The organism is Pedobacter aquatilis (genome assembly GCF_030409415.1).
Classification (GTDB): domain Bacteria; phylum Bacteroidota; class Bacteroidia; order Sphingobacteriales; family Sphingobacteriaceae; genus Pedobacter; species Pedobacter aquatilis.
The window spans coordinates 148,369-172,982 of the sequence record NZ_JAUFPW010000030.1; the positions used below are offsets into that span (position 1 = coordinate 148,369).

15 protein-coding genes are annotated in these 24,614 nt (G+C 38.1%); 1 reads left to right on the top strand and 14 read right to left on the bottom strand.

The annotated features are described in order from the left end of the window. Positions 1 to 77 precede the first annotated feature (77 nt). The 13 genes from QWY86_RS13265 to QWY86_RS13325 all read right to left on the bottom strand — a co-directional run bounded on the left by QWY86_RS13265 (position 78) and on the right by QWY86_RS13325 (position 23,127). On the bottom strand, positions 78 to 3,494 hold the full coding sequence (locus QWY86_RS13265; RefSeq protein ID WP_290242811.1) for a glycosyl hydrolase: 3,417 nt from the start codon (positions 3,492 to 3,494) through the stop codon (positions 78 to 80). Between the two features lie 105 nt (positions 3,495 to 3,599). Further along, positions 3,600 to 4,889 carry an L-fucose:H+ symporter permease gene (fucP, locus tag QWY86_RS13270; protein WP_290242812.1) on the bottom strand — a complete coding sequence of 430 codons (1,290 nt, stop codon included), beginning with the start codon at positions 4,887 to 4,889 and terminating at the stop codon, positions 3,600 to 3,602. A gap of 134 nt (positions 4,890 to 5,023) precedes the next feature. Further along, positions 5,024 to 5,464, bottom strand: a complete 441-nt coding sequence (locus QWY86_RS13275) for a MaoC/PaaZ C-terminal domain-containing protein (protein ID WP_290242813.1) — start codon at positions 5,462 to 5,464, stop codon at positions 5,024 to 5,026. Positions 5,465 to 5,736: 272 nt separating this feature from the next. Then, positions 5,737 to 6,804, bottom strand: coding sequence for a Gfo/Idh/MocA family protein (locus QWY86_RS13280; protein ID WP_290242814.1), 1,068 nt, complete (start codon positions 6,802 to 6,804; stop codon positions 5,737 to 5,739). Next, on the bottom strand, positions 6,805 to 8,040 hold the full coding sequence (locus tag QWY86_RS13285; RefSeq protein WP_290242815.1) for an extracellular solute-binding protein: 1,236 nt from the start codon (positions 8,038 to 8,040) through the stop codon (positions 6,805 to 6,807). Beyond that, positions 8,033 to 9,196: a CaiB/BaiF CoA transferase family protein gene (locus QWY86_RS13290; protein WP_290242816.1), complete on the bottom strand. Its 1,164-nt coding sequence runs from the start codon at positions 9,194 to 9,196 to the stop codon at positions 8,033 to 8,035. Before QWY86_RS13290 ends, QWY86_RS13285 begins: the two co-directional genes overlap by 8 nt. Before the next feature lie 240 nt (positions 9,197 to 9,436). Next, the gene (locus tag QWY86_RS13295) at positions 9,437 to 10,588 is read right to left on the bottom strand and encodes a CaiB/BaiF CoA transferase family protein (RefSeq protein ID WP_290242817.1); all 1,152 of its coding nucleotides are present in this window, start codon (positions 10,586 to 10,588) and stop codon (positions 9,437 to 9,439) included. Beyond that, positions 10,585 to 11,745 (bottom strand): ABC transporter substrate-binding protein, encoded by a 1,161-nt coding sequence (locus QWY86_RS13300; protein ID WP_290242818.1) that lies wholly within the window; start codon positions 11,743 to 11,745, stop codon positions 10,585 to 10,587. Before QWY86_RS13300 ends, QWY86_RS13295 begins: the two co-directional genes overlap by 4 nt. 180 nt (positions 11,746 to 11,925) lie before the next feature. Beyond that, on the bottom strand, positions 11,926 to 14,445 hold the full coding sequence (gene galB / locus QWY86_RS13305) for a beta-galactosidase GalB (protein ID WP_290242819.1): 2,520 nt from the start codon (positions 14,443 to 14,445) through the stop codon (positions 11,926 to 11,928). Positions 14,446 to 14,451: 6 nt separating this feature from the next. Beyond that, positions 14,452 to 15,543, bottom strand: coding sequence for a glycoside hydrolase family protein (locus QWY86_RS13310; RefSeq protein ID WP_290242820.1), 1,092 nt, complete (start codon positions 15,541 to 15,543; stop codon positions 14,452 to 14,454). A 1-nt stretch (position 15,544) separates the two neighbouring features. Continuing rightward, positions 15,545 to 18,304, bottom strand: coding sequence for a family 78 glycoside hydrolase catalytic domain (locus QWY86_RS13315; RefSeq protein ID WP_290242821.1), 2,760 nt, complete (start codon positions 18,302 to 18,304; stop codon positions 15,545 to 15,547). Positions 18,305 to 18,512: 208 nt separating this feature from the next. Next, complete coding sequence (locus tag QWY86_RS13320) at positions 18,513 to 20,054, bottom strand: RagB/SusD family nutrient uptake outer membrane protein (protein WP_290242822.1); 1,542 nt, start codon at positions 20,052 to 20,054, stop codon at positions 18,513 to 18,515. 10 nt (positions 20,055 to 20,064) lie between these two features. Further along, entirely contained in the window at positions 20,065 to 23,127 is a 3,063-nt protein-coding gene (locus tag QWY86_RS13325) for a SusC/RagA family TonB-linked outer membrane protein (RefSeq protein WP_290242823.1), read from the bottom strand. Between the two features lie 370 nt (positions 23,128 to 23,497). Between QWY86_RS13325 and QWY86_RS13330 the strand changes: the two genes are divergently transcribed. Continuing rightward, on the top strand, positions 23,498 to 24,268 hold the full coding sequence (locus QWY86_RS13330; RefSeq protein ID WP_290242824.1) for an IclR family transcriptional regulator: 771 nt from the start codon (positions 23,498 to 23,500) through the stop codon (positions 24,266 to 24,268). Between the two features lie 25 nt (positions 24,269 to 24,293). Here QWY86_RS13330 and QWY86_RS13335 read toward each other — a convergent pair whose 3' ends face one another. Beyond that, positions 24,294 to 24,419 carry a hypothetical protein gene (locus tag QWY86_RS13335; RefSeq protein ID WP_290242825.1) on the bottom strand — a complete coding sequence of 42 codons (126 nt, stop codon included), beginning with the start codon at positions 24,417 to 24,419 and terminating at the stop codon, positions 24,294 to 24,296. Between the last annotated feature and the right edge of the window lie 195 nt (positions 24,420 to 24,614).

Here is a 24,614-nt window from a genome sequence, read left to right on the forward strand (position 1 = left end):
AATTTTCTTGACGTCATTGCGAGGTACGAAGCAATCTGAATTATCGAAATAGATTGCTTCGTGCCTCGCAATGACGGTTATTTCTCCTCCAATTGTATAACCACAGGCCCAAATAAACCTGCAGGATTTAATGGCTTCCCTTCTAATCTGAATGGCGCTGTCGTTTTTGTAAGCCTTTTATCTTCAGGTAATTTACTATCACCAATTAAACGATTAGCCCAGGTATTTACTACTTCGATTGTGATTTCATTTTTACCTTTTTTGATGGCTTTACTAATATCGAGGCGGTGCGGCGCCGTCCACAAAGTGCCGCAATCTATTCCGTTAATTTTTACAGCTGCCATGCTCGAAAAACCGCCTAAGTCAATCCAAATGTTTTTAGTATCACCATTGTGATTAAAGGTTTTGGTATAGATAGCTGTACCTGAATAATATTTAATTGCACTGTCTGGATGTTTTGTCCAATTGATTAATTCATTAAAAATTATGGGTTTTGGAGGCCCACCATACGCTGCATCGAATTGTACAGTCCAGTTTTTGGAAATATCTTGAGCTGGTTTCAACTTATTCCAGTTAGCGCCGAGACTTAGCTTTGTTGCATTTGCCTTTTCCTTAAAAATCACAAACACCGAACCCTTCGCTGCCAATCGATAATGAAAATTTGTTCTTCCATCCTTAATCGACCAATTTTTTAAGGTTAAAGTATCATCAGAAACCGCATCATATATTTGAGGAATTTTCCCGTTTACTCTAAATGAGAATAGAAAATCTTGTTCTTTATCTTTTTGATTAGCAATAAAATAAATATCTGAATCTGAAGTTTTTCTGTGCGCAAACGCGATATGCTTTACAGGTGTAATTGTTGAACTTAAAATGTCCTGTAGCATGTTTACCTGCAAATCCTTCTCTATTCCCAAACTATTGAAATCATTTCCCTCAAAAGGCGCTCTAAAAATCTGTCCTAAACCTAATTTCTTATTGTAAATTGGTTTACCGCCACTTTTAAATGAATCAAAATTTCCACCCCAAATTTCATCCACTAGCTGATTAAATTCCGAATTTGAAACTTGTTTAATTCCATTTTGAAACGAAGGCTTTTCTGCAACAATTACCTTTGCACCTGCATTAATTAGTTCTGAAAGTTTCTTTACGGTTTCGTAACTGATGTATTCATAGTTAGGGTTTAGTTTTAACTTCCCTGTAAAAACTAAAACCTTGTAAGTTGCACCACTTTCAAAAACCACATTACCATCTTCAACAGTTGCTGTGCTCAATACATCGGGGTTAAAACTATCGTAAGCATAGCCACGAAGCGGATTCACCCAATTTTCTGGGTCGGCCATGTTTGCAGAATGTGTAACGCCGGCGGGAATTTGCCTTAAAGGTTCATCTACATTTTCCAGGCGTTTCTGTTCAGCTTCCACAACATCATCACCAAAAATGCCAGGCAAAGTCCCTACTAATCTATCAGGTAAAACCGACCGACGGGGCAATTCTTCGCCTGTAAAAACAGCGATATCAACTACTGGCTTGCCTTGTTGTAAAAGATTTTGTGTTCGCTCTGCGTAATCTATCCAGGCTTTACCCAGTTTCCACCAGGTTTGGTCGCGTTGGAAGTATAAACCAACACCATCCAAAGTCATCCCAGGCTTTCTATCCATCCACGGATTATGCGTAAAAACATGATACACCAATTTATTAATCCCCAAAGCGTAATTTCTGTCTTGCAGGGTTTTCATATTGGCAGGACTTTCGTTCCAATCCATACGAACGGTTGTAAAAGCTTCTGCCTGAATGATATTTTTACCGTAAATATGAGCGCCAGAAATGGCATCTAGCATATCATTTGGCTTATCGTGTGTTGGACTATTTAACCAAAATTCGCCCATTGGCACATCAACCGCTTTGTAATGCAACAAACCATCGCTCATCATGGTTGGTGCAATACTTTCTGCCGTAAAGGTTACGCCTTTTTCTTTTGCAAGCGTGACTAAGGTTTTATAAAACTGGTCAACAACCAATTCTGAAATTGTTTTTCTTACATCGTATAAGAAATCCTCAGATACTTTTGTACTCTCAACTGGCAACCCAGTCATAATTGGCAAATAAGGCGTTAAATCATATCCTCTGCGTTTTAAAAATTCCGACTTAAACAACGGCGACCAGTTCTGACTTCCGCACTCCCAACTATCTACATGAAAAGTGCTCAAAACTTTCTTGGCAATTTCTGGTCCGCCATGGTTTAATGCTTCACCGTACCAACTATCAAATTGCAGTTTAACTGCTGCAGGATTAAATTTATCGCTTTCTAGGCCTTTACCAGCGCCAGCCGTAGCATTGGTATGCCCTGTTGATGTATGTCCGACCCTTAAAATTGTCCAGTTTCCTTTTGTTGCTTTCCAGTTTAAACTACCATCAGGATTTAATTTATCCGTTAGGTTGATGATTTTATTTAATGGAACACAAAGGTTTTGAGCGATTTGTTCTTCTGTGCTTCGCTTACTAACTCTCCAAACAGAGCCATTTTTACCTTCAAATTGATTAATTTGCGCTTCTGAAGATAATTCTAGATTTACTAATTTTAAAGAGGGTTTCCATTTCGCAGCATCTAAATCTTCGGAGCCAGGTTCTGAGCCTTTCTTATCATAAATAAACCTGAAATACTTTGCTGTGGTTGGCGTAATGGAATGCGTTACATCTTCATCAGTATCTTGCCAGCCATGTCGTGGTGCTTCCAATCTTCCCGCAGAGCGAAAAATTTTACCATCATCGCTAACTTCGATGGCCAATCTTTGCGCCTGATAATTATTACCACTGATTTTAATGGTTATCGTTCTGCAAGTAAATGGTTTATCAAATTCGTACTGAATGTAACAAGGCTCGTTTGAACCGAAGCTTATTTTATTCCCAACTTTAACCAAACCACTCGCATCAGCACCGTTACTAGCAGTAATTTTTGGAATAATTGCTCGGGTTGAAATTCCCTCACCAGCTGGTGATAGATAAGCATAAACCGCGATATCTTTGTAATAATTTTCTTTATGTTTTGGTTTAGGTAAATTTATTTTAGTAGCTGATTTACTGATATTTATTTTAGACCAAACTACCTTTTGCATTGATAGTTCTGGAGTAATCCACGGACCACCAGCCAAAGCAAAACCATCGCTAACATGCATGCCTATTTTCAAATCCAAACGCTTTGCTTCGTTCATGGCGAACTCAACCAACTTCCACCATTCTGGCGTAAGTTGCACCGCGGGCGGACTGTAAACTGGTGTTTTGTCTGGCCCTTGAATACTCATTAAGTAAGCCCCTGCAATTCCGTTGGTTTTCATGGCTTCCAAATCTGAGGTAATTCCTTCTTTCGAAACGGCACCTTTCACCCAATACCAGAAAACCCAAGGCTTCGCACTATCATTTTTTTGAGCATGAAGCTCAAAGCAGAAAGCAGAAAGCAGAAAAAACAAGAAGATTTTTTTAAGTATTGGTTTCATTATTATTCTTTTTCGTCATTGCGAGGTACGAAGCAATCCTAAAGTACTCGCTATAAACTAGAGTTGTAAGATTGCTTCGTACCTCGCAATGACGGCCATTTTTTATTAATTATGAACGATTTTATATCCTCGCAATCCGAAGAATAAAATAATCAAATAGCAAACGAAGGGAATGCTATAACCGATTTGAATGTTATCTCCATAAGCATCGATCAAACTGCCCATTGCATAAGGCAAAATTGCGCCACCAACTATCGACATGATTAACCACGATGAACCTGGTTTGGTGTCATCGCCAATTCCATCAATACCTAAAGCAAAAATGGTTGGAAACATAATTGACATAAAAAAACCTAATCCGCCGAGCGCATAAACTACGATTACACCTGTTGAAGTAATGGCAACGATGCTCAAGAGCACACAAACCACAGCGTAAATAGCCAAGAGTTTATTTGAGGCGATGTAACGAAGTAAGGCTGTACCCACAAAACGCCCTACTAAAAATAATGTACCGTATAAACCCAAATAATAGAGTGCTGTATATTCGTCAAAACCGCCTGCCTGTTGCGCTGCCCTGATGAAGAAACTCGTCACACAAACCTGTGCACCTACATAGAAGAATTGCGCAATTACTGCCCAGCGTAAATGTTTATGTTTTAAAGCACCCAAAAAACTGCCTTGCGAAATCCCATCTTTACTGGCTGTTTTAACTTCGGGCAGTTTCATAAAGTAAAATAGAATCGCCACTAAAACCAGTACCGTTCCTAAAATGATGTATGGTGTTTTTACTGTTGATGCTTCTGTTAAAAAGTAATTGTTCCTAACCGTTTCCGTCATTGCAGCTAATTCTTCTTGTGTGTGAGATTTACCTGAAAGAATAAACCGACCAACAACTGTAGCCAACGGAGCTGCCAAACCATTGAAAGTAGCCGCTAAGTTAATTCTCCAAGCCGCTTTATCCGGGCTTCCTAAAATAGTTGCATAAGGATTTGCAGATGTTTCGAGCAAGGTTAAACCACAACCAATTATGAATAGAGCCACCAAAAAAGTAATATAAGATAAATTATTAGCCGCTGGAACAAATAAAAATGCCCCAAACGCAAACGCAAGTAAACCTGTAATCATGGTTGATTTATAGCCGAAACGCTTTAATAGAATTCCCGCAGGAATTGCCATTAAAAAGTATGCAAGAAATACAGAGGTATCAATCAGCGTAGATTGGCTATTGCTTAAATTACATGCCTTTTTTAAATGTGGGATTAAAATAGAATCTAAGTTATGTGCCATCCCCCAAAGAAAAAACAGACTTACCACCAAGATAAATGGCAATAAATACTTCTTTTCTGAGGCCGGGTCGCTCTCTGTGATGATTTCGGGTTGTGTGTTGTGGTTCATTATATTTGGTTTTATTGGTTCAATGGTTCATTAGTCATTAGTTCATTGGTTAGCAATTGTATTAGATAGTGGTTTAGTTCAGAAGTTTATTAGGCGTTTTGACTAATGAACGAGTGAACCAATGAACGAGTGAACTATTTCTTCTTCACTACAAGTAAATGGTCGCAAACTAGAACCACTTCTTTATGCTGGTTAATTATTTCTACATGTTCGGTAACGGTTCCGTATTCTGGTCTTTTGCTTTCTCCTTTTTCAGATATGGTAATTTCTGAATGAATGGTATCGCCAATGAAAACAGGCTTTACAAAACGCAATTTATCATAACCTTTCGACATTGCTTCTGGATTAATTTCTGATGCTGTTAATCCAATCCCAATGCTAAAAATCATGGTTCCGTGGGCGATACGCTGTTTAAAAGGTTGCGTTGCACACCATTCTGCATCCATATGGTGCGGAAAGAAATCGCCCGTATGACCAGCGTGAACCACAAAATCTGTTTCCGTTATCGTGCGACCTAAGGTTACACGTTTATCTTGTAATTGATAATCTTCAAAAAATGTTGATTTGAAATACATTTTAATTATTTTTTAAATTTTATTGCCATGATTAAAATCATGCGCTATTTTCTAATTTGAAATGCCGCCCAACTAAGCCAGCTCACTACATCTTCGTTCTACTCAAATCTGGCCTAACAAATTTTTCGGAATGTAGTTTCCAAGCCAAAGCAGAAACTTCAAAAGAAAAATTTTAAGCCAGGAGTTTTGTTTCTTTTGCGGTCAAAAGAAAAAAGCCCGTCTGGCCAAGACAAATTAAAAAGATTGCTTCGTACTTCGCAATGACGATATTCCTATTCAACCTTAACCCCTCCAATATCACTCGATTTATACGCACTTTCCACAACCGCCATCGTCTGAATCACATCCTCCACACTCGTATGCAATACTTGGTCACTTCCCTCATTATAGCGCATTAAATTTGCCATCGTACCAATAAAAGCCTCTGGAAACCAAGAACCATCCAATTTTACCGTTTGCCATTCTGGCGATTTCCCTTCTTCAACAATGCAATATTCAAAAACATCAGGTACACCATGAGGATAATCCATTAGCAAACCAATCTTCGCCACAATTGCGCCTTTGGTTCCCTCCCATTTGATGTAACTTTCCTGGTGATTTGGTCCAAAATCATGGTCGTGGTTGGTATTGATTACTGCATGCATCGTATCGCCGTAATCGAATAAAATTGTAGAACGAGATGAGGATAAAGTTTTGGCAGGATGCTTTAAAGTTTTTGCCAAAACGCTTTGTGGATTACCTAAAAATGAACGAATTAAGTCAACATAATGGATGCTGTGGTACTGAATTTCCAAACGCGGATGAATGATTACATGCGGAAAAATCTCCCAAGGTGTTTTAATTGTCACCCGAACTTCCATATCATACAACTCGCCAATTAGGCCCTTATTAATTAAAAACCTGGCCGCACTTACAAATGGTGCAAAACGCAGTTGAAAGTTAATTGCTGCTTTTAAATTTTTGGATTTACAAAGTGCTAAAATCTCATTAGCCTGTTCAAAATCATCGCCCATTGGCTTCTGAATCAAAACCGCACTTCCATCTGGCAATTGATTTAAAGCATCGATATATTGCGCAGGCATGGTGGTTAAATCGTAAATGGCATTTTCTGGCGCATTTGCTACAGCTTCTGCAACCGTATTAAATACATTCGGAATACCAAAAGCATCAGCTAATTTTTGTGCCCTTTCTTTTGTTCTGTTTACGATTCCAAAAACCTCAAAACCTGCTATTTTGTAAGCTGGCAAGTGTGCATCTGCAACAATTCCGCCAGCACCAATAATAATGATGGGCTGCTTGGTTTCGGGTAATTCTGGTTTATATTTAATGTCGATACTCATTTAATTCAATTTGTTAATTTGGCTTTGTGCTTCTTCAATTAAAATTACTGATTGCTCATCTGTATTCATCGCTTTCAAAACCATTTCATCAATTATTTTGGCTATCGAAGTCCAGTTTTTATGCTGTGGCAGCATGTTTGCCACCTCATGCAACTGTTCCAATTTATGGTAATATGGAATAATTTCGTTCACCTCTGCATCTTTCCAGGTCGAAATTCGGCAGCCAATTCCACCCTCCAGCGTTAGCATTTTATCCTGTTCTACATCTGTTACAAACCTTAAAAAATCGTAAGCCAGATTTTTATTTTTACTGCCTTTGGCGATGGTATAAAGCCAATATACGTTCAAAGATGCGGACTCCTTTCCTAATGCTGCCGGCAATAAATCTACTGCGACTTTGCCTTTAACTTTTGAGTTGGAATCTACTTCACACATGGCGGCAAAGCCAAACCAATTTATCATCATCGCCGCTTCACCTTGTGAGAAGGCAATTCCTGCGGCTACAGATTCGAATTCGGCAGATTTTGGATGAATCGCAGACTCATCATTTACGATGTTGCGGTAAAAATCCAAGCCATCAATTGCGGCTTTAGTATTGATTTGAATGTTTCCATCCTTATCGACTAAAGTTCCACCTCTGGTCCAAAGTTGCAGGCAAAAATCGAAAACCGTATTATGTCCATCAGGATAGCAAGCGAAAATACTTCCATATAAATTATCCGCAGGGCGATTAAAAAATTGCGCAACCTGATGAAAATCTTCCCAGGTTTTTGGCACCTCTAAAGCTTTTCCGAATTGCTTTAAATAGCTGGCCTGCTCTGCTTCGCTTTCAAATAAATCTTTTCTGTAAATGAAACATTCTGGTCCATCGTGGAAAGGTAAACCTACCACTTCCCATCCAAAACCCTGTAAACCTAATAGCGATTTACTCCATCCTTTTGGAAAATCAACTGGCTTATTATTATTGATATATGGATTTAAAACTTCGAAAGCATTGCTTAAATAACCTTCATAAATCCAATCGGTATTGATGTGGGCTATATCAAAATCACCATTCTCTAAGCCTCTACTAGTAATGGTGCTTTCGTAAAGTTCATGCAAATCCATCACAACCATTTCGAGTTTCAGCTTACAGTCAGAAAATGCACAAAATTTGTCCCAAAATTTCTGCATTGCAGACTCAAAAGGGGCAAATTTGCGTACGGCTATTCTGAAAGTATCGGCTTGATTATGCATTTGCGGTTGTATTCTGAGTAATAAATTCTTTGATGATTTTCTCGTTGTCCTGCCCTAATTTTGGCGAACCTTTTGGTGAAGTTAATAATTCTCCATCAATACGAATCGGGCAACGCGTGGTTTCATACTTATAGCCATCAACCATTTCTACTTCTTGTATCATTTTCAAAACCTTAAAGCCATCATGAGCCATCAAAGCATTCCAATTCAATACATCAGAACACCAAATATCTGCTGGTTCTAATTTGGAAAGCCATTTCTCGGTGCTTTCAGTTAGCAAATGTTCAGCTAAAATGGTTTTAATTTCATCGCGTTTATCAAAGGCTTCTTCAATGGCGATATAATCTAGAAGTTTATCGCATCCAAGCAAATTTCCCAGTTGGGGAATTGACCCCATTGCTAAAGCTAAATATCCATTTTCTGTTTGATAAATACCATAAGGCGCACCCAGATAAGCATTGGCATTGTTCTTTTTTGAACGCTCTGGCAAGCTTCCGCCATCATTCATAAAAGTGGTAATGGTTTCAAACTGAAAATCATAAGCAGATTCCATCATACTTACCTGCACAAAACCGCCCTCATTTTTTATCGCTTTGCGATACAAACAAGCTAAAAGACCTTGCGCCAAATGTGCGCCTGCAAGCATATCTACAATAGATAAACCCATAGCTACAGGTCCGCTATCCGCATTTCCAGTTAAGGAAGTAAGTCCGGTAACCGATTGCAGCAGTAAATCCTGACCAGGTTTATTTTTCCACTCTGTTTCAGCTCCATAACCAGAAATTTCGCCATAAATAATGGTTGGATTTAAAGCGGTAACTGATTTGTAATCGAAACCCAAACGTTCCATTACGCCAGGGCGGAAATTATGAATCATGACGTCTGCTTTTTTAAGCAGTTCGCGAACCATTTCGCAATCTTCCTCACTTTTTAAATCGACTTCAAAGCTCTCTTTATTTCTGTTTATGGCATGAAAAACCGATGATTCGCCATTCATAATCAAATTAGAGGTGTAAAGTGTTCGGCAAATATCGCCAACACCTAAACGCTCGATTTTGATTACACGAGCACCCATATCGGCCAAGCGCAAACTTGCCGATGGCCCCGAAAGGAACTGACTGAAATCGATGACTAAATAATCTTCAAGCGGTCGCATAGTTTTATTTTTTTTTTGAGGTACGTGAAGACACGTACCTTGGCATCTAGTCTTGTTTCGTGTCTCCACGAACCAATATTATATTTCATTTTGTCATTCTGAGCGCAGCGAAGAACTTTTTAAACGTTTCTACAGGCTCAATGTGACATTTATTTCTTTAAGCATTCCGTCATTGCGAGGCAAGAAGCAATTTTCAGCAAAAAAGATTGCTTGGTGCCTAGCAATGACGAGAACTGTTTATTAACTTATTTCAAACTCTTTATTAATTTGCTCCGTATTAAAACCCAACTTCGGCGCTGGTTTTGCCGCAAATAACTTTTCATTATCCAAACGAATCGGGCTTACGGTTGTCTTAATTTTCACATCATTACCTAAATCCAATTCTTGCTCTATTTGCAATTTTTTATAAGTATTCAGTTCTGTTGCAGTTTTGTAATTTAACACTTCGGCGCACCAAACCCCATTACTTTCTAAAAGATTAACCCAATTATTGGTATCATCTTGCAAAAATCTTTCGGCCAAACGCACAATTAATTTATCCCGATTATCAAAAGCTGAGCCTGCTTCCACATACAAATCGCTTATATCACATTTTATGATATTGCAAATATTTGGAAGGTTACCCATGGCCATTGCGATGTAGCCATCACGGGTTTCATACATACCGTAAGGCGCACTTAAATAAGCATGTGCACTACCTTTTGCCCCACTTCTATCGGGCAGTTTTCCGCCATCATTTAAGTAAGTGGTAATTACTTCGAACTGAACATCCAAAATAGATTCCAGCAAACTTACCTCAACCAAAACGCTTTTATTGGTTTTTGCCCGTTTGATTAAAGCAGCCATAATACCTTGCGCCAAGTGATTTCCACACATGATATCAGAAACTGATAAACCAAAAGGAATGGGTCCATCGGTATCTAAACCAGATAAAAACGTTAAACCAGAAACGGCCTGCACCAATAAATCCTGACCCGGTTTGTTTCGCCATGGTCCATCATTACCATAACCTGTAACCATTCCGTAAATAATTTTTGGGTTGATGTTTTGAACATTCGCATAATCCAATCCGATTTTCTCCATCACACCCGGGCGGAAATTATGTGTCATCACATCCGCTTTGCCGATTAATTGTTTCAGCTTTGCTAAATCTTCTGGATTTTTTAAATCGGCTGCGTAACTTTCCTTATTGCGGTTTATTGTATGAAAAAGCAAACTATCTTCATCAACAAATAGGTTTTTAATGGATAATTGTCGGCAAGCATCACCAGTATTTGGTCGCTCGATTTTGATTACACGGGCACCTAAATCAGCCAGTTTTAATCCAGCCGATGGTCCTGCCAGGAATTGGCAAAACTCTAAAACCAAAAGTCCTTCTAATGGTCTGTTCATGATAAAACCAAAGTTTTAGATTTTTGATATAATTCATTCATTTTCGATAAAACCTGCATTTCATCTCCACCATTCATTAAATAATCTCTCACCACATCTCCTGCATGGTCTTGAAAATACATGGAACCGTGATAACGCGGACGAAGAAAAGCTCTTTGTAAAGCAGGTAGTGTATTCGAAAAGTAATTTTGACTTTGGCGATTCACTTCTTCGTTGTTCCAGGCGGCTAAATGCCCCGGCTGGCCTCCACTTTCGAAGAACAAAGTTGATTGGCAAGATGGAGCGCCAACAAATTCTACATATTTTGCTGCGATTTCCAATTCTTCGCATTTCGAAGAAATAGCCAAACCAGTTCCGCCCAAAGTGCTTCTCAAATTGGTTTTTCCATCTAAGGAAATCATATCGTGAAAATGTAATGCCTTGCGGGCATAACCATTTCTTGAATAATTCGAGTAACCATAAGCAAAAGGACAATAAGCAATTTCATCGCTTTGCGTCATGGCTTCATAAATCTGAATCGGATTTCTGTTAAAGTTTGCTTTATCCATTTTCGAAGCCAATTCGCGATACATTTGCAAAGCTTTTACACCAATTTCGGCCGAAATTACTTCCTCATCATTTTGGCAAGGGTCTTCACCTAAAGAACAACAAAGCGTGTAAAAATTCATCAAAACATCAATCGGGATGCCTGCAAAAGCAACCAATCCTTTGTCGGCTAGGGCTAATAAATTTTCAAAAGACTTTGGTAGGTTTAATCCTTTTTCGGCAAGTAAATCTGGTCGAGAAGCGGCTACAGGTGTCGCCGCATCAATCGGCAAAGCCCATAAATGTTCATTGTAAAAGTAACTTTCATAAGATTGACCGACTGAATTTTCTTGCTGGTCTTTTAAATATTCATCCGACAGGTAAAAATCCAAAGGCACAATTGATTTTGTTTTGGCTGCGAAACCTGCCCAAGGATGGTCGATAACCAATAAATCGAATTGCTCTGCTAATTCCTGGATGGAGAAATCGGCAAACTGTTGCAAACTTCTTTTCTCCCAAGTGATATTCACATTTGGGTTTAATTCAGAAAATCGCTGTGCAGTTGCCTGCATCGGCAATAATCCACGACTATGGTTCCAGCTTATTCCTTTTAAATTTATGATATTTTCCACTTATATATCTTATTTTTTAACCGTTGACTGAAGTAAACGGCAATTTTTAATCTTCATTCTTTAGATTTCTTCAGTTCGCTCAATCCCAGCTTTGCAACGACGACAATTTGAACGTCATTGCAAGGCACAGCCTGTCCCGTTTTTTCGGGAAAGCAATCTCTTTATAATTAAGTTTTCTCATCATTTACTAGTATTAATCGTAATTGATGAAGCAGCCAAACCGGTCGATGTTGCGGTTAATTTAATAGTGCCATTTTTTTCTGTTGATTGAAGAATGGCTAAACACAAACCGTGAAATGCTTTACGGTAATTTGCTTTAAAAGGCTCAACACTAGCCTGAAAACCATTATCTACACCCGCGACAAATCCTTCACCTTCAACTTTAAAATCAACCAAATTATCCGAATTTGGCACAACATTACCAGCTGAATCCAAAATACGAACGGTTACAAATGATAAATCTTTACCATCGGCTTTAATGTTTTTTCTATCGGCAATTAGTTCAATTTTTGCAGGCTTACCTGCGGTTTTTATTTCGCGGACCAAAACATCTTGACCATTATTGCGGGAAACCGCTTTTAAGGTTCCGGGTTCAAATTTTACGTTCCATTGGATATGCAAATCATCATTTTGCTTGGATTTTTTGCCTAAGGATTTTCCGTTTAGGTATAGTTCAACTTCATCAGCATTGTTATAATAGGCCCAAACTTCAACCGATTTACCTTGCTCCCAGTTCCAATGTGGTAAAATATGCAACACAGGTTGGTTTGTCCACTCACTTTGGTACATGTAATATGAATCTTTTGGGAAACCTGCTAAATCTACAATGCCGAAATAGGAACTTCTGGCTGGCCAAGGGTAAGGTAAAGGCTCACCTAAATAATCAAATCCTGTCCAAACGAATAAACCCGAAACATGGTCGTATTTTTTAGCTTCCTTCCAGGTTTCTTCGTGTGTAGAACCCCAATAAGCAGAAACATTATCGTAAGATGAAGCCGACCATTCTTTATTACCCTCAGTAAATTTTGTTTTACCATCTCTAGGCCAGCGGCGAATGGTATCTGCGGTATCGTAATATCCCCTTGTTTCTAATGCTGATGTAGTTTCAGCTGCAATAAATTTAACGCCGGGGTAATTTTTCGGAAAATCAGCGTACTTCTTGTGGTTATAATTCAGCGCATACATATCCAGGGCTTTCGCCTGATACATAAAGTTTTTAGTAGAATCGGTTTCTGTTAAAGCAGAGATAACCGGACGGGTTTTATCTAAATTTTTAACTATTGATACCAATTCTTTTGTAAGCGCAATACCTGTGCTATCGAACTGCTCCCGAATTTCGTTGCCGATACTCCATAAAATGATTGATGGATGATTTCTATCGCGAAGAATCATATCTTGCAAATCACGTTTATGCCATTCAGGGAAATTCAGGTGGTAATCATTTTTATTTTTCTTCTTCGCCCACATGTCAAAAGCCTCATCCATCACTAGAAAACCCATTTTATCGCATAAATCTAAAAACTCAGGCGATGGCGGATTATGAGCAGTACGAATGGCGTTAACGCCCATTTCTTTCATAATTTCCAGCTGGCGTTCTATAGCTCTGGTGTTTACCGCAGCGCCTAAAGCACCTAAATCGTGGTGTAGGCAAACGCCTAAAATCTTCATTGGTTTTCCGTTTAACGAGAAGCCTTTGGCAGCATCGAAATCAAACGAACGGATACCAAATTTGGTTTCGTAAGAATCGATTACTTTCCCGTTTTGAAGAACTTGCGTAACTAATTTGTATTGATTAGGATTTTTTACAGACCAAAGTATTGGATTTTTAATGTCTAAAGTTTCATTTAATGTTTTGCCTGAAGCATCTATTTTCGATGATTGTGGAGCACTTTTAACTATTAATTTTCCATCACCACCGTAGATTGAATTTACCAAAGAAACAGTTTGCGTTTTCAGGGTTTTGTTATGAATCTGAGTTTGAATCTGAACTTTTCCAGACTTATCAGATGTAACAAAAGTTCCCCAATTTGCTACTCCAACTTTTGCTGTTGATGTTAACCACACATTTCTATATATCCCCGAACCAGAATACCAGCGAGAATCTGGTTGTAGTGAATTATCAACTTTAACCGCAATGATGTTTTTTCCGGCTTTTAGGTATTTGCTTATCTCGTAAGCAAAAGAAATATAACCATACGGGCGTTTGCCTAAATATTTGCCATTTACCCAAACTTCTGAGTTTTTATAAACACCATCAAATTCGATGGTGATTAATCTTGATGCAAAATTTGCGGGCGCTGTAAATTCCTTTCTATACCAACCAATTCCCGTTGGCAAACCACCACCCTCTGGTTTTGCAGGATTTTTCTCATCGAATTTCCCTTCAATGCTCCAATCGTGAGGCAAGGTTAGTTTACGCCATTTTGTATCGATAAAAGCAGGCGATTTTGCACCAGGTTCATCACCTAAAAAGAATTTCCAGTCTTTGTTGAAGCTGGTTCGGGTGCGAGTACCTGAAACAGATTGCTTCGTGCCTCGCAATGACGATAAAGGGTGCGTCATTGCGAGGCAAGAAGCAATCTCACCACTATAGGTTTCATTAGCGAAAGCATTAAGATTGCTTCGTGCCTCGCAATGACGTGAAGCCGATAATGCAGCAATCACAAGAACTAAAACCTTAAAATAACCTTGCATCTTCATATCTAATCATTCCACAAAATTCACTTTACTTGTACCTAAATCTTTTGATGTTGCCACAGCAATTCCGCGTTGGTCTTGCTTGTTAACCGCACAATAGAAATGATAAACCACACCTTTATATTTTACCACAAATGATTTATGTGCATACAATTCATCGTATTTTTCAGATGATTCAATCAAATTATCGCCGGTCCAATCGGTCCAGTTTATTAAATCTTTTGATACCGCAAAGCGATTGAACGAACCCTTCCTATCCTGCCAAAAAGCACCAAAATAAAACATCACATAATTGTCGCCAATTTGCTGAATCACGCCATCACCAGTAATCCCAACCGGATGATGAACCACAGGATTTTTATTAAATCGCTGCCAGTTAATCATATCATCAGAAACTGCCATGCCAATGCGCTCGTACCAACGGGTTTTCTTGTTATTTGCTAACGAATCGCCTACGGCATTGTAATACATTACAAAACGATGTCCGGTTAATCTTTTTTTATCTTCAACTACTGTGCTTTTAAATAATTTATGGCGATTTTCCCACCAGCGTACATCTTTATCCAGCGAACTTAAAACTGGTTTATCAAACCTATTCCATTCTTGTACAATTGACGGATGTTTACTTGTATAAGCCATTCCGATTGACAACGGTTCTACTTCGTAACCTTTTTCTTTTCCGCCGAAGTAAGACATCCAATATTTCCCATTGAAAGATTTCGCCGCGTAACTTCCGCCCCATTTCGTATCTAAAAGTGCATTGTAACCTGCTTTTTGGTTATCATCCCATTTGCCAGAATCTTCGAACGACATTAATTTGCCCAGATTTTCCCAGTGCAGCAAATCCTTACTTTTCGCCATCCAGGTTTCATAACCAAGACCGCTAAAAATCAGGTAAGTCATGTACCAGTCTTTGCCTTTTCTAAAAATAGTCGGGCAATCCATTTTATGGTCTTTATCGCCCGGAACCATAGCCAAACCATATTTATAAGGCGTTTTAACTTCCTGATAAATCTTTTCCATCGTTTCAACAGAAACTTGATTTGTGTTTTGAGCCTGCAAATTCATCGCACAAAACATTAGAAATATGATATACTTCATCTTATTCATTTGTGCATATAAATTTATAATGGCCTGAACCAATGGTAGTTTTTAACTTCCCATTTTCAATACTCAAGGCACCAAATTTTTGGTTCAATTCATCAGATACTGTTTGCTGAATTCTGCCCGGGAAATAAACATCCGCTTTTGTATTTACTGGAATATGAAGTTCCAGCGTAAAATTTTTATCTGTTTTTTCCCATGAGGAAGATATTTTGCCGTAAGGAGAGTTGTAGCTCACATTGGCAAAAGTCAAATCGCCAACTACTTCGGGTTCAATTTTAATGTGGTTAAAAGCAATTGAATTTTCTGCCTGACGAATGCCGCCAACGCCGCTATACAACCACTCCATTAAATGCCCAAGCATAAAATGATTATTGGAAACCGTTGGCAAAGCCGCCCAACTTTCGGTTAGCGCTGTAGCGCCTTTGGCAATTTGCATTCCGTATCCAGGTACATCCGAGCGACTATTCATATCGAAAATCACATCCGATTTACCAGCATCTTCAAGAACCCGTAGCACATATCTGTAACCAATGTCACCAGCAGTTAAACTATTTTTTCTATCTCTGATATCTTTTACCAAATTATCGATAACTGCATTTTTATCTGCATCTTCTACCAAGTCCATGTAAACTGCAATGGCATCTGCAGCCTGCGAACCTGTAGCATATTGCTTGGTTTTCGCATCAAAAAATTTATTGTTAAATGATTTTCTTACTTCAGCGGCAAGCTTTTCATATTTCAAAGCATCAGCATTTTTACCTAATAAGGTTGCCATTTTTCCAAGGATTTGTAAATCGTAATGATAAATTGCTGTTCCGGTAACACCCATTGGCGTAAGTTGAGAAACGCCCGGAGGTTTTGGACCCAAATCGTACCAATCGCCCAAACCTTGTGATAAAATGTGGTTATCGGCTTTGGTGGCCAAATAATTTATATAACGCTGCATCATCGGGTAATAATCAACCATGGCCTGCTTATCGCCATACCATTGATACAAATACCAAGGCAATAAAATACCGCTGCTTCCCCACTCAGGCGAATCGCGAAACATATCGCCGCCCCATTCAAATTTTACATACTCTGGTGCAATTTCGGGGATTAATCCATTTGGCAACTGCGAGTTTTTCATATCCTGCAATGCCTTTTTGAAAATTGGCGCAGCATCGTAATTGTAGCCAACAGAATTGCCCATTAAATGTAATTGTTCTAACCAACCCAATTTTTCGCGGTGCGGACAATCGGTAAAAACGCTAACCATATTGCTCTTAATCGACCAATCAATCAGGTTAAAAGTTTTATTAAACAAATCGTTGGAAGTTGAAAATTCGCCTACTTTTTGGGCTGCATTTCTAACGTGCAAGGCTTTCAAATTCTCTATTTCGGCTTTGCCGGATGAATTTTCTTTCCCTACCGGAACACCCCCTTTTACTTGCAAATAGCGAAATCCTGTGTAAAAGAATTTTGGTTGCCAGGTTTCTAAACCATCACCTTTTAAAATATAACTAAAGTACGATGGACCGCCGATATTTTTCTGCGTTACAGCACCATCTTCCTTAATCAATTCGGCAGGTGTAATGCGAATGGTATCGCCTTTTTTACCGCGAACTTTTAATTCGATAATAGCAGAAGAATTTTGACCTAAATCGTAAACCCATTCTCCGTTACCGACTTGACTTATTTTTTGAGCAGAAAAATTTTCAAAAACTTTAACAGGTTCTTCTTTTTGTGCGCTTAATTTTGGTCCATCAACAAGTATAGGCGATTTCCATTTGCCATCATTAAAACCTGCAACATTCCAACCTTTTTGCTCCAGGTTTGCATCGTAATCTTCGCCACCATAAATACTCGAAAAAACAACCGGCGATTTATCCGTTTTCCAAGTTTGATTACTGATGATATTTTCAAAAGTTCCGTCCATATATTCGATTTGCAAACGGCATATCATTTTTGGATATCCATAAGCCACCTTTAATTTTCTATATCTATTTTTTACAGGAGGAACATAATAAAAGCCGTTGCCCAGCATTACACCAATGGCATTTGCGCCTTTTTTAATTTGCTTGGTTACATCATAGGTTACATACAAGGCTTCTTTATCGTATTTAGTCCAGCCTGGCGCCAGGAAATCGTCACCAACTTTTTCGCCGTTTAAACTCATTTCAAAATGACCCAATCCAGAAATAAAGACAGATGCTTTTTTTATCGGCTTTGCCACCGAAAATCCTTTGCGAAACATTGGCAACACATTGTTTGTATTGTATTTATCCTTTTTACCATCGGTTGGGAGAATATTTAAATTAGAATCGGCCAATTTTTCATAAGCAATCCATTTTGCCCCTTTCCAATCTTCTGCATTTAATAAACCCATTTGCCAAAAGGCAGGTTTGCTCCAACTGGATTGATTGCCAGAATTATCCCAAACACGAACTTTCCAATAATAAGTTTTGGTTGATAAAAGTTTTACGCCTTTGTATTGTATTTGAATAGATTGTGCTGAATTTACTTTTTTACTATCCCAAACATCACCAATATTCTTCTCTAAATTAACCGCACTGCTCGAAACTAAAATTTGATAGGCTGTTTGCATCACATTTTGTTTCGAAGATTTTAATTTCCAACTCAAATTTGGTGTGGTGATATCCACACCAATCGGATTTTCGCGATAATTACAGTGAACTTCAGCAACATTTATATTTTGCCCAAACAGCGAAATGCTAATTAATAACAGACAAGAAAAAAATACGATTTTGCTCATTAAAAGTTCTACACCGTTATTGATGCTTGTTTAGGTTTATAATTTGGTTAACATCTTGATTGTAAAAATATCAATTGTAGACATTTTATGAAATAATAAAATTACCTCAATAAATTCAAATATAAATTATTTTTTTAAATATGAACTCAAACTAACTTACATTGAACTGTAAAATAACTGTAACGCTACTAGCGCTACAGTTATTTTTTTAATAATTAGGATTTTGCACCAACTGCGGATTATTATCTAACTCAGAAGCCGGGAACGGCAAAACATAATTTTTAGTTTCAAAAATTAAGGCTACACCTGCAGGAGTTTTTAACGTTGGCAATTTTATATGCGCAATATTCCAACGTTTTAAGTCATTATAACGCTGACCTTCTAGCGCAAATTCAATCCTTCTTTCATGGCGAATATAATTTCTAAGAGTCGTTTGCGTGTTGTATCTTGTCCTGTCAGTTACAGGCATTGCAATTCCGGTACGTTGTCTAACATCATCAATCGCCTTGTAAACAGTTGCATCAGGACCGCTTACTTCATTCTGAGCTTCTGCATACATTAATAAAATATCTGCATAACGTAAATGAATATAATCCTGATCGGTTAATGTTGCTGTACCCGCAGTTATCGGTGCACGAGATAAATCAACATATTTTTCCATCAAAAAACCTGTAAAAGATTGTATGAAACCACTCCATACTACATTTGTAGAATTTCTCCAAACTTCGTTGGGTAATTTCATTGTTAGATCTAAACGAGGGTCGCGGTTTGCGTATGGATTCGCAGCACTGAACAGCGGAGATTCTGCGCTTGGTTTTCCATCAGTCATTTCATAATCATCAGCTAAATCTTTGTAAGGCTGAATTAATGAAAACCAGCCTAATTCGATATCCATACCACCTGCGCCTGGAGAAGTTCTTTGCGGATTTGTTGGTGCAAGATATTGCGTTGAAAACATAATTTCGGTGTTCACCGCAGCCGTTGCTTGGCCGCTTGTTCTAAACAAAGCTGCATAGTTGTTTGATAATGCAAATTTGGCATCAGTCATAATTTCTCTTAAAACCGGAACCGCTTCTCCCCATTTCTGCTGCGTAATTAAAACCCTAGCTTTAATACCTTGAGCACTGCCTTTTACTGCATGTCCGGTATATTTTTCGTTTGGAAGATTGGCAATTGCAAAATCTAAATCTTGCTGAATTAAAGCATAAACCTGTTCTTTGGTGCTTTTAGGAACTTTAACTTCATCAACCGTTTTTGGGTAGGTTGTATTAATGGGAACACCACCAAAATTTTGAACCAGATCAAAGTAAGCTAATGCTCTGATGAAACGAACCTCTCCTTTGTAAAGGTTTTTCTTTGCATCGGTTATTGGTGCTCTATCAACATTATCTAAAAAGTAATTACAAGAGGTTATTGCTCTGTATGGAGATGAATAAAGATTTGGCAAAACACCACCTAAGGCTGGCGAAATACTTCCGGTTGTCATTTCTAGTAGATTTGCCTGATTGGTATTTTGATAAGGAAAAGCATTATCGCTCAATGCATCCATGTACACTCTCTCGTAACCTAAATAGTTTTGTTGCAATCGAGAATATACACCAGCTAAAGCGGTTTGAACATCAGTTTCTGATGCCCAGAAAATTTGCGATGAAACACTATTTAATGGATTTTTATCTAAAAAATCTTTCTTGCATGATCCGAATGTTAATAATCCGAATACAGCACACAATAATATGTTTTTATTTTTCATTAGATACAGCTTAGAATTTAACATTTAGACCAACATTAAAAATTTTGGTTTGCGGATATTGCGCAAGGTTACCTGTAGAACTTGCTCGCTCTGGGTCGCCTCCTTCGTACTTAGTAATGGTAAAAAGGTTATCTGCCGATACGTAAACATTCAGATTTTTAATGCCAATTTTTGAAATTGCCCCAACCGGAACATCATAGCCTAACATTACATTTTTCAACCTTAAGTAAGATGCATCTTGTAAATAGTAAGTTGATGCCGTGTAAGGTGCAACGCCACTATAACCAGCTACATAAAGTGCCGGAACAGTGTTACTCCTATTTTCAGGTGTCCAGGCGTTTAAGAATTTTGTAGATGGAGCTGTTCCTTGCATAAAAGGGTCAATCCCCCAGTTGTTTACGCGGTTTTTAATGCCTTCAACACCTTGAAAAAATGCACTGAAACTAAATCTCTTGTAACCCATGTTTAAGCCGAAAGAGTAATTAAAATCCGGATATGCTCCATCAACTACTACTCTATCGTTTGCGTTTACAATACCATCGCCGTTAACATCTTTCATTTTTAAATCGCCAGCTTTTGGGTTGCGATTTAACTCATGTACCGGTACATTTGGATTGCCGATATCTTCAACCTGAAAAATACCATCCCACTCATACAAATAAAAAGAAGAATATGGCAAACCAACTTCGTTTATAGTACTACCTTTTGCCGGTGTTCTAAGCTCAATAACTTTATTTTTTGCGGTAGATATTAATGCATTTAGGCCATAAGTAAATTCGCCAATTTTATTTTGGTGTGTCAAGGCTAATTCAACACCCTGACTTCTCATTTTTCCATCATTCACTGTTGAAGCGCCTAAACCTAAACTCAAAGGCACCGTTGGTCTTGCCAGAATATCAAAAGTAGAACGTCTGAACCAATCGAAAGTAGCGCCAAATAGGCCATTTTTAATATTCAAATCAAAACCAACATCAATACTTCTGGTCGATTCCCATCTCAAACTCACATCTTTAAAATCGTTAATTACACCGCCCTGTTGCAAAGCGCCATTGCCAAATGGATAATTTACGTTATTAATGATGATGTTATCCTGGTATAAATAAGTTCCAATATCCTGATTTCCCAAAGTACCATAAGATGCTCTAACTTTAAAGCTACTCAACCAGCTTAATTTATCTTTCAAAAAGCTTTCTTCAGAAACTAGCCAACCAGCAGAGAAAGATGGAAATACACCCCATCTGTAATCGGGAGAAACTTTCGAAGTTCCATCATAACGAATATTGGCTTCTAATAGATATTTTCCTTTAAAATCGTAGTTAAGTCTACCAAACAAGGAACGCATACCCCATTCTGAAGGACCTGCTAATGAAGGTAAACGTGGATGAGTGAAATACAATGATTCTCCAGAAGCCGAATAACCAGTTAAATCTTCTAAAATTGGTGCAACTGTATTTATTCTCCTACCTCTCAAATTTTGATTTTTGTAAGATAGCTGCTCAAAACCAGCCAATGCTTTAAGGTTATGATTTGTGCCTAAAGTTTTTTCGTAAGTAAATGTAGAGTAAACGGTAGGATTTAAAACCTTTGAATATTGGTCTGTAACGCCCAAAATATCCGGACCGAAAGAGTTCGCCACATATTCATTTGTTCCTGCAGCTCTATCTTGCAATAAGTAAGCTGAATATGGATGCTGATACATTTTATAGTACTCATCAACATAATTTATGGCAACTTTTGAGCTCCAAGTAAAGCCTTTAAATGGTTTTATATCGATGTAAGCCTGAGCATTAATATTGTATTCCTTAGTGGTTTGCTCACCCATTGCGTAAGCTTCCTGAGGATTACGATTTCTACCTTCATTTGCGTAAGCTCGTGATACGATTCTACCGCTTCCGTCGGGTAGAAATGGACCATAAAGTGGTCCGGCAGCATAAACCAATAAAGCCATATTTTCACCTGTAAAAGGCGGTTCCTTACGATCCTTATAAGTCATGTTGATGATTGTACCCACGCTGATACTTTTCGTTAAGTTGTTGTTATAATTTAATAAAGCGTTATAGCGTTTAAATTTGTAGCCTTTAAAAACCGCATTTTGGTCTAAATAACCAGCAGAAAGATTGAACGTACTTTTATCACTTCCACCAGAAATAGAAAGGTTATGCTGCATCACATTAGCCGGATTGATGTAATAATCCATGCTGTTAAAATCTGGATACTGAGCCTTATTTGGTGAATTTCTATATAAATCTATATCGGCTTGAGGATATCTAAAAGCGATTCCAGAACGTGCCGCAGCGGTATTGTACATTTCCATGTACTGAGCCGAATTTGTGATTAAATCTGGTAATGCTGTTGGCGTATGGCGGGCAAAATTTGTACGATAACTAAAAACAGTTTCGCCCCTTTTACCTTTTTTTGTTGTAACCAAAATTACCCCATTTGCAGCCCTTGCGCCGTATATTGATGCAGATGAAGCATCTTTTAAAACTGTTACATTTTCAATATCATCTGGTGATAAATTATTGAATGAGCCCGCAACACCATCGATTAAGATAAGTGGGTCGGTACTGCCGCCATAGGTTGAACGTCCTCTAATTAAAAAATTTGGATTATCTCTGCCAGGTTCGCCAGATGGCTGTGTTACCTGCACACCTGTTATACGACCTTGAATTAAGTTTGCGGCGTTTGGCGCTGGTCTTTCGGTCAAGGTTGCACCACTTACTGTTGCAACTGCACCTGTTAAATTTATTTTCTTTTGTGTGCCATAACCAACAACAATTACCTCATTTAGGTCATTTTGTTCTTCGGCTAACTTAACATTTATGGTATTTCTATTACCTACTGCTATTTCCTGATTGGCATATCCAACAAATGAAAACACAAGAGTTACATTTCCTGATGTAGTCGAAATTGAATATTTTCCATCGTTATCGGTTGTTGCACCAGTATTTGTGCCTTTCACTTTAACACTTACACCGGCTATAGGTTCTCCGGTTTGTGCTGTTACCTCCCCCTTAATAATAAATGTACTTGGTAAAGTCTGGGCAAATCCTGTAATCGCAGTAAACAGCATTATAGTAATGAGTTTTGCGATTAAAACATTGCGTAGCCTAAATCGGCAATAGCTTTTGCATTTAATTGGGTTCATAATCGAATTTTATTTGGTTAGGTTAATTATAGATAATCAATGTTGATTACCTGAGTTGTAATGAAGAATAGATAATGATTTTTTAAAGGGTGAATATTTGGTTTTTGTTTTCAGGTGCCCGAAATCATTCATTGGTTAGGATGAATAAAATTCTCATAATTTTTCCCTAGCATCTGACTATCTCAAATATAAATATATATTTCATATATGAATGTAACTTTTACCATGAAATTTCTATTTATATATAAATTATTTTTTTTCATCCAAATCATTAAGTTTGTTTAAATTCTAATCAATGAATAACGAATCGAAATACCAGGCACCCGCTTTAGATAAGGGCTTGGATATACTTGAATACTTATCTGCTCAATCGGTGCCATTATCGCAAACCGAAATTGCAACAGGTATCGAAAAAACACCGAACGAAATTTATCGCATGTTAATGAGCTTGGAGAGCCGTGGTTACATTTTACGTGATGAAGTTTCTGGAAAATACCGTCTCTCGCTAAAGTTATTTTATCTTTCTCATCGCCACTCTCCGATGGACGAACTTAGAAAAGCAGCACAATTTCCGTTGGAGGAACTGGCTAATACCATTCGGCAGTCTTGCCATGTGAGTATTTTGTACATGAACCAGGTTATGGTGATTATCCACGCAAAAAGCCCTGGGCCAATTGCGCTTTCCATCGAAGAAGGAAATTTATTCCCACTACCTTTAACGGCATCTGGAAAGGTTTTATTGGCCTACATGCCCGAGAACGAGCGTAGTACGGTATTAAAAAATAACGCCATTTTTAAGAAATATCCTAAGCCTCAACAAGAAGATTTTTTAACATCGCTAACCGATATTCAGCAAACGGGTTCATATTTCAAAAATAGTGATTCGGTTTCTGGCGTTACCGATATTTCTGTGCCCATCGGCATTGCCAACAACAACGGCATTATTGCTTGTTTAACCATTTCAATGTTGAATGCACTAAATGCAGATAAAGCCATTGAAAACGATGTGATTTTGGAAGAAGCGTACAAATGCGTGAAAAAAATAGAGCAACGCATCGGGGTTTAAAACATTGGATTCTGATTTTCTTCCATCAAATAGAAAAACTAAATAATTTGAAAAGCGGGGCTTGCATTTCTTCGGAAACAGCAGCCCCGCTTTTTGTTCCAATCTTTTTCAATAACTTCTGTTTTTCTGAGGAAGAAAGAATCTGTTTCATAGGCAGCAGATTCTTTCCCGAATTTTCGGGACAGGCAGTACCTCAGAATGACAGCTTATTCAGGGTAGCTGAATTTCAAAAGTATTTCCACTGCAATCCCTTAGGTTTGTTCAATTTTATTTAAAAGAGATAATTTTGATTCGGAAACCTTAAAAGCAGGGGTGAACTATACTGCAATCCAGACTTATAAAGGTC